Genomic DNA, 11389 nt, shown 5'->3' on the forward strand with positions numbered 1-11389 from the left:
CCTGTCCTGCGGTCATGATTGAGGAATAAAGGTTAATGTGCCGTTAAGTTAATGAACGATTGTGATCATCAGGCGGTGATCGGAAGATTCTCGCCCAGCGGGCCGGTCTCGGGGGCGATGAGCCGCCCGATATGCCAGCGCAGTTCGACCACCGCGCCCGAGCGCCGCGGCACCGGGGCGTTCTTCTGATAGGGCTCGGCGCCATTGGCGAATCGCAGCTTCGCCCCGGTGCGTTCCAGCAGCGTCTTGGCGATGAAAAGCCCCAGCCCCAGCCCCATGCCTTCGTATTCCTTGCGCTCGGCCGAGCGGGTCGAGATGAAGGGATCGCCAATGCGGTTGATGACGCTTGGCGAATAGCCGCGGCCGTCGTCGGTGACGCGCACGATGATGCTGCGCTCGGTCCATTCGGCATCGACCCAGACCGTGGTCTGGGCGAAATCGACCGCGTTCTGGATCAGGTTGCGCAGCGCATGCACCAGTTCGGGATAGCGATAGATCGTCGGTTGCCGCTCGGTGCCGCCTTCGCCGGGCAGGACGTCGAAATAGATCATCTTGCCGCGGTCCAGATGCGGCTCGGCGGCCTCGCGCAGAACGGCCAGCAGCGGCGCGGTGCGCAGATGCACGTCATCCTTGCCCGCCCGCCCCATCGAGCGCAGGATGTCGCGGCAGCGTTCCGCCTGTTCGCGGATCAGCACCGCATCGTCATGCAGTTCCGGATCGTCGATCAGCTCTTCGGCCAGTTCGGTCGAGACCAGCTTGATCGTCGCCAAAGGCGTGCCCAGCTCATGCGCCGCAGCGGCCACCACCCCGCCCAGATCGGTCAGCTTCTGTTCGCGCGACAATGCCATCTGCGTGGCGAAAAGCGCATCCGACATCGAATGGATTTCCTGCGCGATCCGGTGCGCATAGGCGCCCAGAAAGATCACCCCGATCACGATCGCCACCCAGGAGCCGAATTCGATCATCGGCGGCACGTCGATGTTCTGGCCGGTTTGGGTGCGCAACGGCTCGTTGAAGACGGCGACAAAGGTGATCATCGCGATCGTCGCCCCGCCCAGCAGCAGCGTCGGACGCAGGTTCAGCGCAGTTGCGGCAATGGTGACCGGAACCAGGATCAGCAGCGCAAAGGGGTTGGTCAGCCCCCCGGTCAGCGACAGCAACAGCGCCAGCTGCGCGGTGTCGAACAGCAGCGTCGCCGTCACCTCGGCCTGCGACAGCCGCCGGGATTCCGGATACAGATAGATCGCGGCAATGTTGGCGGCGACGGCGAACCCGATCGTGCCGATGCACATCGGCAGGTTCAGCGCGATGTCGTAATAGCCGTAAGCGGCGATCAGCGCCGCCATCTGACCGACGACCGCCGCCCAGCGCAACAGGATCAAGGTCCGCAGACGGACCCATTCCTGATGGCTCAAACTTGCCGACATATCGAATTCCGGCCGGTCGACAGCCCTCGTCATATCCGCCATCGTCGTCCCCACCGTCTCACCCTCACCGCAACCCCTTGATATTCCCGTTGCGCTGCGCAATCAATCACCAGCACCGAAGGAGAAGCGATGAACGTTTCGAGCAAGACCGCCGCGCTGGCTGCCACTGCAGCCGTCGTCGTCGTGGTTGGCATCTCTGCCGCAGTGTCCTTCAGCACCTCGAAGGCGGACCGCTTCGCGCAATGCCGCAAGGGCGTGGGCAGCGCCTCGGCGCAGATCGGCGGCCCGTTCACGCTGGTCTCGGAAACCGGCGCCACCGTCACCGACCGCGAGGTGATCACCCGGCCCAGCCTGATCTATTTCGGCTATACCTTCTGCCCCGATGTCTGCCCGATCGACAGCACCCGCAACGCCGCCGCTGTCGATCTGCTGGCCGAACGCGGCCATGAGGTGACGCCGATCCTGATTTCGGTCGATCCGGCCCGCGACACGCCCGCGGCGCTGGTCGATTTCACCGATCTGATGAGCCCGAAGATGATCGGCCTGACCGGCAGCGTCGAACAGATCGACGCGGCGGTGCGGGCCTATCGGGCCTACTACCGGATTCAGACCCCCGGTGATCCGACGACATTGGTCGATCATTCGACCCAGACCTATCTGATGGACCCGAAGCTTGGCTTTCTCGATTTCTATGATCGCGACGCCACACCGGAAATGGTGGCCGACAGTGTCGGATGCTTCCTGGATGCGCTGGCAGCCCCCGGGGAAAGCCCCGCGGCGGGCAACGGAAATTGACCAGCGCCAAATATAGCTTTAGAACCGGAAAAGAGGGTGAAAGGGGGGAGCCATGGCCGAAGAAGAATTCGCCGAACTCGGAAGCGACAGGTCGCTGCTTCTGGTCGATGACGATAATGCGTTCCTGACCCGCCTTGCGCGCGCGATGGAAAAGCGCGGGTTTCAGACGGAAATTGCCGAAACGGTGTCCGCCGGCAAGGCAATCGTGCAGAACCGGGCGCCCGCCTATGCGGTGATCGACCTGCGTCTGGAAGACGGCAACGGGCTGGAAGTGGTCGAAGCCCTGCGCGAACGCCGCCCCGAGGCCCGGATCGTCGTTCTGACCGGTTATGGCGCCATTGCCACCGCCGTGGCCGCGGTGAAAATGGGCGCGACGGATTATCTGTCGAAACCGGCCGATGCGAATGACATCACCAATGCGCTTCTGGCCAAGGGCGAAGCCCTGCCGCCGCCGCCGGAAAATCCGATGAGTGCGGACCGCGTGCGCTGGGAACATATCCAGCGGGTTTACGAGCTGTGCGATCGCAACGTTTCGGAAACCGCCCGCAGGCTGAATATGCACCGCCGCACCCTGCAGCGGATTTTGGCCAAACGCAGCCCGCGATAACCGAATATATCTTGATTGCGCGAACATAATATTCGATATCCATGAAACCACTCACTGGAGGTTTTCATGGATATCGACGCGCTTTCACTGAACGAACTCAAGGCGCTCCGGTCCAAGGTCGACCGTGCGATCGTGACCTACGAAGAACGGAAGAAAAAGGAAGCTCTTGCAGAGCTTGAAGAGATGGCCCGCCGTATGGGCTATCCGCTGGCCGATCTTCTCGCGATGAGCGCCGTGAAACCGCGCAAGACCGTTGCGGCGAAATATGCGAACCCGGCCGATCCGGCCGAAACCTGGACCGGACGCGGCCGCAAGCCGAAATGGGTCGAAGCCGCGCTGGCTTCCGGCAAGACGCTTGAAGATCTGACGATCTGATCAGGCTTCGGCCTTCAGCCAGTCGATGAATATCTTGGCCGCCGGAGTCAACCGACCCGGCGGCCTGACGATATAATAGCCCAGGCTTTCCTCGGTCAGCTCGTGGATTTTCACCAGCCAGCCCAGTTTCAGATCCTCGACGATCAGCGCCTCGGTTTCCAGATGCAGGCCGATCCCTTCGCGGGCGGCGGCCAATGCCAATTCCTCGTTCGGGAAATCGACAAATTTCAGCGCCGCCGGAACCAGCCCCATGGATTCCAGCAATTGCATCTGCTCGGGCCAATCGCCCTCGCGCACCCAGGGCAGCATCGCCATTTCCCGCAGCGACAGTTTCTTTCGCCCGCCCAGCAATTCCGGCGCCGCCACCACAACCTGAGGGGCAGCGGTCAGAAATTCGGAAATCACCCCGGGCCATTTGCCGACGCCAAAACGAATGCCGATATTCGCCCCGATTTCCTTCAGATCGACCAGCCGCGCATCGGGCAAAAGCGACAGCGGAATATCGGGATGCCGCTTCCAGAACCGCGCCAGTCGCGGCATCAGCCATTCCGAAGCGAAAACCGGGGGCACCGTCACCGAAAGCGCCTTTTCGCTGGTATCCGCCCGCAGCATTTCCGCCGCCGATTGTATCATCGCAAACCCGTCCGCCAGTGCCTTGGCAAAGCGCTCGCCCTCGGGCGTCAGGTGCAGATGCTTGCCGTCGCGCCAGACCAGCGGCACGTCGAGATCGGCCTCCAGCGCGCGGACTTGTTGCGCTATGGCAGCGTGGGTGACATTCAGCTTGCGGGCCGCCGCGCTGAACCCCCCCTCGCTTGCCGTTGCGGCAAAGGCGCGCAGGGCTGTCAGCGGCGGCATGCGCCGCCAGTCGATTTCGCTCATCTGTTAGCCTGCCTATCATCTGTGGAAAAATTCCTGACTCGCCTTGCGGCCCGCGTCAAGGCATTCAAGGAGCATAGAGAGAAAAGGAGATCCGCGATGTTCCGGATTCTTGGAGAAGTGATGGCCCTTGCCATGGGTGGCTATGCTCCCCGCGCCCGCAACGCTGGCGAATACAAGTTCAACCGCTGAGAGCACTCAGCAGGGCATGGTGACGCGCGGTAAAGGCTGCGCGCACCTCGGGCGGGGGACGCAGGCGGATCGCCAGACCCCGCACAAGGACAGGATCCGGCTTTCCGAAGATCCTGTCCGCCTCGGCCTCTGAAAATCCCGCGATCTGCTCGGCTTCCAGCCTGGCCGAAACCGTATCTGCCGCCTTGATCGCACGTTTGATCGGGGCGGGCAGCACCGCGGGCAGGCCGAAGCGCAGATGCACCGCCGCCGTCAGCCGCTCATCCAGCTCGCCATAGGCCGTGCCGATCGCCGCCTTGACCGGGGTGATCATGTCGCCCAGCACATATTCGGGCGCATCATGCAACAAGGCCGCCAGCCGCCAGCGTTCGCCGACCCCGGGATTGGCGCGGGCGAACAGCTCCTCGACCAGCAGCGAATGTTCCGCCACCGAATAGGCGTAATCGCCCCGCGTCTGGCCGTTCCAGCGCGCGACAAAGGCCAGGCCATGGGCGATATCCTCGATCTCGATGTCCATGGGCGTCGGGTCGAGCAGATCCAGCCTGCGCCCTGACAGCATCCTCTGCCATGCCCGTTTCATCGAAAATCCCCCGTTTTCCTTCTGCTAGCCAAAGCGAAAGAGACTGTAAACGTCGCAGCTTCGCTTCGTTGCGCCACGGGGCTCAAGGTGCTATGCAACCGCCGACTGAAATTCAAGGAGCGCCCGATGGCCGATTACATCGTCAAGGATATCAAGCTGGCTGATTTCGGCCGCAAGGAACTGGATATTGCCGAAACCGAAATGCCGGGCCTGATGGCCTGCCGCGAAGAATTCGGGCCGAGCCAGCCGCTCAAGGGCGCCCGCATCGCCGGCTCGCTGCATATGACGATCCAGACCGCGGTGCTGATCGAAACGCTGAAGGCGCTGGGCGCCGAAGTGCGCTGGGCCTCGTGCAACATCTTCTCGACCCAGGATCACGCCGCCGCCGCCATCGCCGCGGGCGGCACGCCGGTCTTTGCCGTCAAGGGCGAGACGCTGGAAGAATACTGGGCCTATACGGACAAGATCTTCCAGTTCCCGGAAGGCACCTGCAACATGATCCTGGATGATGGCGGCGATGCGACGCTGTACATCCTCTTGGGCGCCCGCGTCGAAGCCGGGGAAACCGATCTGATCGCCACGCCGACCTCGGAAGAGGAAGTCTGCCTCTTCAACCAGATCAAGAAGCGCATGGTCGAAAGCCCCGGCTGGTTCACCCAGCAGCGCGCGGCGATCAAGGGCGTTTCGGAAGAAACCACGACGGGCGTGCATCGCCTGTATGACCTGCACAAGAAGGGCCTCCTGCCCTTCCCGGCGATCAACGTGAACGATTCCGTCACCAAGTCGAAATTCGACAACAAATACGGCTGCAAGGAATCGCTCGTGGACGGTATCCGCCGCGCCACCGACACAATGATGGCGGGCAAGGTCGCCGTCGTCTGCGGTTATGGCGACGTGGGCAAGGGCTCGGCCGCAAGCTTGCGCGGCGCGGGCGCCCGGGTGAAAGTGACCGAGGTCGATCCGATCTGCGCGCTGCAAGCCGCGATGGACGGCTATGAAGTCGTCGTGCTGGAAGATGTGGTGGCGGATGCCGACATCTTCATCACCACCACCGGCAACAAGGACGTGATCCGCATCGAGCACATGCGCGAGATGAAGGACATGGCCATCGTCGGCAACATCGGCCATTTCGACAACGAAATTCAGGTCGCCGCGCTGAAGAACCACAAATGGACCAACATCAAGGACCAGGTGGACATGATCGAGATGCCCTCGGGCGCGCGGATCATCCTGCTGTCCGAAGGCCGCCTCCTGAACCTCGGCAATGCCACCGGCCACCCCAGCTTCGTGATGTCGGCGAGCTTCACCAACCAGGTTCTGGCGCAGATCGAGCTTTGGACCAAGGGCGCCGACTATCAGCCGGGCGTCTACATCCTGCCGAAATCGCTGGATGAAAAGGTGGCGCGTCTGCATCTGAAGAAGATCGGCGTGAAACTGACCACGCTGCGTCCCGATCAGGCCGAATACATCGGCGTCACCGTCGAAGGCCCGTTCAAGTCGGACCATTACCGCTATTGATCCTGCCAGTCACGGCAACGGGCGGGGCCTTCGGGCCCCGCTTTCGTTTGCGCCCTGCCCGATCGGCAAAGACATGCCGGATCAAAGCCCGCGCCGGGGAAACCCTTTGTCTCGCACAGCGCTCCGCCCTAGGCTGGCCACGACAGGGAAAGAACGCGCCGACCACGGAGACGACGACAGATGGGCAAGCGAGACGCATTGATCGCGAAATATGCCGAAGATTTGCAGGGAAAATGTGGCATCACGCCGGACATGGCGCTGCTGGAAAAGGTCACCATCGGCTGCGGCCCGGCGATCTACGACCCCGATGCCGAAATCGTTGCGGCCAGCCAGAAAAGCGAGCTTGACCACATCCGCCGGGCCTTTCTTGGCAAGAAGCTCGGCCTGCCCGACAGCCCCGATCTCGACGATGCGATCGACGCCGCGATCGAAACCTATGGCCGGTCGGAACCGCGCAAATATCGCGCGGTGATCTATTACATGCTGGTCCGGCATTTCCGCAAGGAAAGCCATTACCTCTGATCAGATCAAGCCCTTGATCGCCGCCACATGGGAAGGACTGGCGGCGGTCACATCGGCCAGCAGCTCGGCCAGCACCGTGTCCATCGCTTCGGGCGCCACGATCCGGTCGATCAGCCCCCAGGACAAGGCCTCGGCCGCGTCGATCTTTTGCCCCGCCATCAGGATCATCTTCGCCCGCGCCGGACCGACCAGCACCGCAAGCCGCTTCGGGTCCGAGGGCTGCGGCAGGAAGCCCAGTTTCATCACCGGATAGAAGACCTTCGCCTGCGGCACGGAAATGCGCAGATCGCAGGCCAGAGCCATGCCCATCGCCCCCCCGGCCAAAGTGCCGTTCAGCGCCGCGACGGTCAGACAGGGCAGCGCCGCCACCGCCCCCGACAGCCGCTCCCAGACCGGATCGGTGGCAAGGCCTGTCTGCGCCTCGTCAAGGTCCATCCCCGCCGAAAACACCTTGCCGGTGCCGCGCAGAACAAAAGCATGTGCCTGCGCACGGCCCGCCGCATCGGCGGCATCGGCAATCTCGGACAGCATCGCCCGGGTCAGGGAATTCGCCTTTTCCGGCCGGTCGATCGTCACCGTCCAGACGCCCTCGGCCGATTTCACATGGATCATCCGTCCCTCCGCGCTCTGGTTTCCCAAACCTGTTAGCAACCCCATTGCCCCTTGACCATTCCTGACGTGCAGCGGAAGGTGGACCAATTCCTTTTTCCACGAGGTCCCCGATGGCACGGCTGAAGTCCGCTGGCACCACCACATTCTTCGCGCTTCTGATGAGCTCGACCGCGGCCATGGCCGATGTCACCCCGGAACAGGTCTGGGAGAGCTGGCAAAAACAATATTCCGCTTATGGATTCACCGTCACCCCCGGCGCCGTCGAACGCGATGGCGACGTGCTGACGATTTCGGATCTGGTCCTGACCAACGAGACGACGACCGAAATCGGCACCGACAAGCAGGTCTCGAAGACGAAGCTGACCGTGCCCGCGATCTTGCTGGAAGATCTGGGCGACGGCACCGTCAAGGGCGCGGTCGAGGGCGAGATAACCGGCAGCAATGACACCACCGATGCCGCGGGCAAGACCGAAACCGCGAAGATCAAGATCGACAAGACCGATGCCAGCGTGGTGATTTCGGGCACGCCCGAGGAAATGTCCTATCTGGTCGATGCGCCCAGCATCTCCGCCAGTATCGAGGCCCAGCCCTCGGCCCCGGGCAGCCAGCCGGCGCTTTTGGGCATGACCCTGACCGGGCTGACCGGCACGCAAACCATGTCTTCGGCCGGCGGTCAAAGCACGAAGGCCGATCTGAAGGCCAGCGCGATGTCGCTGAGCATGACCGGCGCCGATCCCGAGGAATCGACGACGATCGACGCCAAGGTCGAAATGAAGGATCTGGCGATCAAGGGCGACAGCCTGATGCCCGAAGGTGCGGATGCCGCGCAGCTCGGCGATGCGATCGGCAAGGGCATGCGCACCAACAGCGACATGAGCTATGGCGCCCTGAGCTATACGATGCAGTCTGGCACCAAGACCGGCCCGGTGAGCGTCACCGGCTCGGCCGAGGGCGGCCATGCGATCATCGCCTTTTCCCGGGACGGTGTGCGCTATGCGGCCACCGGCACCAAGACCCGGATGGAGATTAAAACCGCCGAATTCCCGATGCCGATGTCGGCCAGCATTGATCAGGGCGAGATCGACTTTGCCCTGCCGCTTTCCGCCACGACCGCACCGCAGCCCTTCACCAGCAAGGTTTCGCTTGTCGGGCTGAGCCTGTCCGAGCAGATCTGGCAGATGATCGACCCGATGGCGAAGCTGGCGCATGATCCGGCGACCCTGATCATCGACCTGACCGGCACCGGTCGGCCGACGGTCGATCTGTTCTCGGGCGCCGCCGCGGCCTCGCCGGTGCCGCCGGTGGAGATCAACAGCCTGAATGTGAACAAGGTGCAGCTGACCGCCGCCGGGGCCGAACTGACCGGGACGGGGGCGATGACCTTCGACAATTCCATGGGCGTGCCGATGCCGATCGGCGCGGTCGATCTGCAGCTTTCCGGGGCCAACAAGCTGATGGACGGGCTTGTGGCCATGGGGGTCATGCCGCAGGATCAGGTGATGTTCGCCAAGATGATGATGGGCATGTATGCCGTGCCCGCGGGCGAGGATCTGTTCACCTCGAAGATCGAGTTCAAGGAAGGCGGCCATATTCTGGCCAATGGCCAGCCGATCAAGTAAGACAGACGAACCGGAACAGCGAAACCGCCCGGCCTTCCGGGCGGTTTTTCACAAGGAGAGCCGATGCCCCCCGTTCTTGCCGATCTGACCGAGGCCCTGCTGACCGCCGCCCGCAAGGCCGGGGCCGAAGCCGCCGATGCGCTGGCTGTCGATGGTCGCGCCGTGTCGATCGACGTGCGCGGCGGGGCTTTGGAACAGGCGGAACGCTCCGAAGGGCTGGAGATCGGCCTGCGCGTGCTGATCGGCGGGCGTCAGGCCTGTGTCTCGGCCTCGGATATTTCCGCCCGCACGATTTCCGACATGGCCGAACGCGCCGTGGCGATGGCCCGCGAAGCCCCAAAAGACCCGCATGCCGGTCTGGCCGATCCGTCGCAACTGGCGCAGGGTTGGGACATTGAGGCGCTGGAACTGGCCGATCCGGGCGCAGAACCGCTGGCGAACGCACTGGAAACCGACGCGCGCGAGGCCGAAGCGGCGGCGATGTCGGTCAAAGGGGTCTCGCAGGTGCAATCGGCCTCGGCCTCGTGGTCGAAGCGTCTGTTGCACATGGCGGCAACGAACGGATTTTCAGGCGGTTACGCCCGCACCTCGCGGTCGATCTCGGCGGTGGCGATTGCCGGTGAAGGCGCGGCAATGGAACGCGACTGGGCCTCGGAGGCGCGGATTTTCGGCGCCGATCTGCCCGCGGCCACGTCCATCGGGCTGCAGGCGGGCGAACGCGCCGTGGCCCGGCTGGGCGCAGTGCAACCGAAAACCGGGGCCTTTCCGGTGCTGCTGGATGAACGCGTCGCGGCCAGCCTGATCGGCCATCTGTTGTCGGCGATCAACGGCACCGCCATTGCCCGGGGCGCTTCCTGGCTGCGCGATGGTCTGGAAACCGAAGTGCTGCCCAAGGGCCTCAGCCTGATCGAAGACCCGTTCCGGCCGCGCATCTCGGGCTCGCGTCCCTTCGACGCCGAGGGGCTGCCCCCCGCCCGCCGCGCGCTGGTGGACGACGGCGTGCTGACCGGCTGGGTGCTGGATCTGGCCACGGCGCGCAAGCTGGGGCTGCGCAGCACCGGCAATGCCTCGCGTGGAACATCGATGCCGCCCAGCCCCGCCGCGGCCAATGTCGCGCTGACGCAGGGCCCGAAATCGCGCGAGGATCTGATCCGCGACATGGGCACCGGGCTTCTGGTGACCTCTTTCATCGGCGCGACGATCAACCCGACCACGGGCGATTATTCGCGTGGGGCGGCAGGCTACTGGGTTGAAAACGGACAGATTTCGCATGTGGTGAACGAATGCACCGTGGCCGGAAACCTGCGCGAGATGCTGCGCCGGATCATCCCCGCCAATGACGCGCGGCCACATCTGAGCCATGTCGTGCCGTCGCTTCTGCTTGAGGGGCTGACGATTGCCGGGTGCTGATGCCGCCACCGATCTTGAACTTCTGATCAAGGCCGCCGAAGCCGCGGGCGAATTGGCGCTGCAATACTGGAAACATGCGCCGAAACATTGGGACAAGGACGGCGATGCCGGTCCGGTATCCGAGGCCGATCTGGCGGTGAACGACCTGCTGGCGCATATCCTGCGCAAGGCGCGGCCAGATTATGGCTGGCTCTCCGAGGAAAGCCAGGACGACGCGGCCCGGCTGTCCTGTCGGCGCCTCTTCGTCGTCGATCCGATCGACGGCACCCGCGCCTTCCTGTCGAACGAGCCCGGATTTGCCCATGCCATCGCCGTCGTCGAAGAGGGCGAGGTTCTGGCAGGCGTCGTGCATCTTCCGGTGTTCGAGGAGACCTATGCCGCGATCCGCGGCGGCCCGGCATTGCTGAACGGCCAGCCGATCCGCAGCGCCGATCCGGCCTCGATCCAGGGGTCGAGCCTGCTCGCCTCGAAAGTCTGCGATGTCGCGACGAACTGGATTGACGAAAAGCCCGATTATCGCCGTTTTTTCCGCCCCTCGCTGGCCTGGCGGCTGTGTCTGGTGGCCGAGGGCCGCTTTGACGCCAGCCTGACGGTGCGGCCGACCTGGGAATGGGACGTGGCCGCCGCCAGCCTGATCGCCACCTGCGCGGGCGCCATCGTCACCGACCGGGCGGGCGCCTCGATCCGCTTCAACACCCCCAGCGCCCAGATCGAGGGATTGCTGGTCGGCGCCCCCGGTCTGCATGCGCAATACCTGTCCCGCTTGCGGCCCCTGGCCGAAGAATCCGATCTCTGATTACCGGATATAAACCTTCTCTCCCTAGCTTCAGCCTTGGCAAGAACTGCTGAACCAAGG

Annotated in this window: 12 protein-coding genes; 8 read left to right on the plus strand and 4 right to left on the minus strand. The window is 63.8% G+C overall.

Features of this window, described 5'->3' with window-relative positions; all coding sequences use genetic code 11:
• Positions 1–68 precede the first annotated feature (68 nt).
• Complete coding sequence (regB, locus tag ACTTAG_RS00220) at positions 69–1427, minus strand: sensor histidine kinase RegB (RefSeq protein ID WP_444463644.1); 1359 nt, start codon at positions 1425–1427, stop codon at positions 69–71.
• A 129-nt stretch (positions 1428–1556) separates the two neighbouring features.
• On the opposite strand from regB, the gene senC reads away from it, so the two are divergent.
• The 3 genes from senC to hvrA all read left to right on the plus strand — a co-directional run bounded on the left by senC (position 1557) and on the right by hvrA (position 3204).
• Positions 1557–2222, plus strand: a complete 666-nt coding sequence (senC, locus tag ACTTAG_RS00225) for a cbb3 -type cytochrome c oxidase assembly copper chaperone SenC (RefSeq protein ID WP_444463645.1) — start codon at positions 1557–1559, stop codon at positions 2220–2222.
• Between the two features lie 52 nt (positions 2223–2274).
• The gene (locus ACTTAG_RS00230) at positions 2275–2829 is read left to right on the plus strand and encodes an ActR/PrrA/RegA family redox response regulator transcription factor (protein ID WP_013065792.1); all 555 of its coding nucleotides are present in this window, start codon (positions 2275–2277) and stop codon (positions 2827–2829) included.
• 66 nt (positions 2830–2895) lie between these two features.
• Complete coding sequence (hvrA, locus tag ACTTAG_RS00235) at positions 2896–3204, plus strand: trans-acting regulatory protein HvrA (protein ID WP_444463646.1); 309 nt, start codon at positions 2896–2898, stop codon at positions 3202–3204.
• Here hvrA and ACTTAG_RS00240 read toward each other — a convergent pair whose 3' ends face one another.
• Together ACTTAG_RS00240 and ACTTAG_RS00245 are read right to left on the minus strand one after the other, a co-directional pair.
• Complete coding sequence (locus tag ACTTAG_RS00240) at positions 3205–4083, minus strand: LysR family transcriptional regulator (protein WP_444463647.1); 879 nt, start codon at positions 4081–4083, stop codon at positions 3205–3207.
• Positions 4084–4261: 178 nt separating this feature from the next.
• Entirely contained in the window at positions 4262–4852 is a 591-nt protein-coding gene (locus ACTTAG_RS00245; protein ID WP_444463648.1) for an HD domain-containing protein, read from the minus strand.
• A gap of 126 nt (positions 4853–4978) precedes the next feature.
• Here ACTTAG_RS00245 and ahcY point away from each other — a divergent pair, with 126 nt between their 5' ends.
• The gene (gene ahcY / locus ACTTAG_RS00250; RefSeq protein WP_444463649.1) at positions 4979–6370 is read left to right on the plus strand and encodes an adenosylhomocysteinase; all 1392 of its coding nucleotides are present in this window, start codon (positions 4979–4981) and stop codon (positions 6368–6370) included.
• A 180-nt stretch (positions 6371–6550) separates the two neighbouring features.
• A complete protein-coding gene (locus ACTTAG_RS00255) occupies positions 6551–6892 on the plus strand; it encodes a DUF2853 family protein (RefSeq protein ID WP_444463650.1) in 342 nt (113 codons plus the stop codon).
• On the opposite strand, the gene ACTTAG_RS00260 is transcribed toward ACTTAG_RS00255, so the two are convergent.
• Positions 6893–7504 carry an enoyl-CoA hydratase/isomerase family protein gene (locus tag ACTTAG_RS00260; protein ID WP_444463651.1) on the minus strand — a complete coding sequence of 204 codons (612 nt, stop codon included), beginning with the start codon at positions 7502–7504 and terminating at the stop codon, positions 6893–6895. It lies immediately after the preceding gene.
• Between the two features lie 110 nt (positions 7505–7614).
• On the opposite strand from ACTTAG_RS00260, the gene ACTTAG_RS00265 reads away from it, so the two are divergent.
• The 3 genes from ACTTAG_RS00265 to ACTTAG_RS00275 all read left to right on the plus strand — a co-directional run bounded on the left by ACTTAG_RS00265 (position 7615) and on the right by ACTTAG_RS00275 (position 11329).
• Positions 7615–9123: a DUF2125 domain-containing protein gene (locus ACTTAG_RS00265; RefSeq protein ID WP_444463652.1), complete on the plus strand. Its 1509-nt coding sequence runs from the start codon at positions 7615–7617 to the stop codon at positions 9121–9123.
• Positions 9124–9186: 63 nt separating this feature from the next.
• Positions 9187–10533 carry a TldD/PmbA family protein gene (locus ACTTAG_RS00270; protein ID WP_444463653.1) on the plus strand — a complete coding sequence of 449 codons (1347 nt, stop codon included), beginning with the start codon at positions 9187–9189 and terminating at the stop codon, positions 10531–10533.
• On the plus strand, positions 10520–11329 hold the full coding sequence (locus tag ACTTAG_RS00275) for a 3'(2'),5'-bisphosphate nucleotidase CysQ (protein WP_444463654.1): 810 nt from the start codon (positions 10520–10522) through the stop codon (positions 11327–11329). Before ACTTAG_RS00270 ends, ACTTAG_RS00275 begins: the two co-directional genes overlap by 14 nt.
• The last annotated feature ends 60 nt before the right edge of the window (positions 11330–11389 follow it).

This window comes from Rhodobacter capsulatus (assembly GCF_052363185.1).
Taxonomy (GTDB): domain Bacteria; phylum Pseudomonadota; class Alphaproteobacteria; order Rhodobacterales; family Rhodobacteraceae; genus Rhodobacter; species Rhodobacter capsulatus_E.

Excerpts from the sequence above, each read along its gene's own strand:
- regB (WP_444463644.1), bottom strand. The coding sequence starts at position 1,427 with ATGTCGGCAAGTTTGAGCCATCAGGAATGGGTCCGTCTGCGGACCTTG.
- senC (WP_444463645.1), top strand. The coding sequence starts at position 1,557 with ATGAACGTTTCGAGCAAGACCGCCGCGCTGGCTGCCACTGCAGCCGTC.
- ACTTAG_RS00230 (WP_013065792.1), top strand. The coding sequence starts at position 2,275 with ATGGCCGAAGAAGAATTCGCCGAACTCGGAAGCGACAGGTCGCTGCTT.
- hvrA (WP_444463646.1), top strand. The coding sequence starts at position 2,896 with ATGGATATCGACGCGCTTTCACTGAACGAACTCAAGGCGCTCCGGTCC.
- ACTTAG_RS00240 (WP_444463647.1), bottom strand. The coding sequence starts at position 4,083 with ATGAGCGAAATCGACTGGCGGCGCATGCCGCCGCTGACAGCCCTGCGC.
- ACTTAG_RS00245 (WP_444463648.1), bottom strand. The coding sequence starts at position 4,852 with ATGAAACGGGCATGGCAGAGGATGCTGTCAGGGCGCAGGCTGGATCTG.
- ahcY (WP_444463649.1), top strand. The coding sequence starts at position 4,979 with ATGGCCGATTACATCGTCAAGGATATCAAGCTGGCTGATTTCGGCCGC.
- ACTTAG_RS00255 (WP_444463650.1), top strand. The coding sequence starts at position 6,551 with ATGGGCAAGCGAGACGCATTGATCGCGAAATATGCCGAAGATTTGCAG.
- ACTTAG_RS00260 (WP_444463651.1), bottom strand. The coding sequence starts at position 7,504 with ATGATCCATGTGAAATCGGCCGAGGGCGTCTGGACGGTGACGATCGAC.
- ACTTAG_RS00265 (WP_444463652.1), top strand. The coding sequence starts at position 7,615 with ATGGCACGGCTGAAGTCCGCTGGCACCACCACATTCTTCGCGCTTCTG.
- ACTTAG_RS00270 (WP_444463653.1), top strand. The coding sequence starts at position 9,187 with ATGCCCCCCGTTCTTGCCGATCTGACCGAGGCCCTGCTGACCGCCGCC.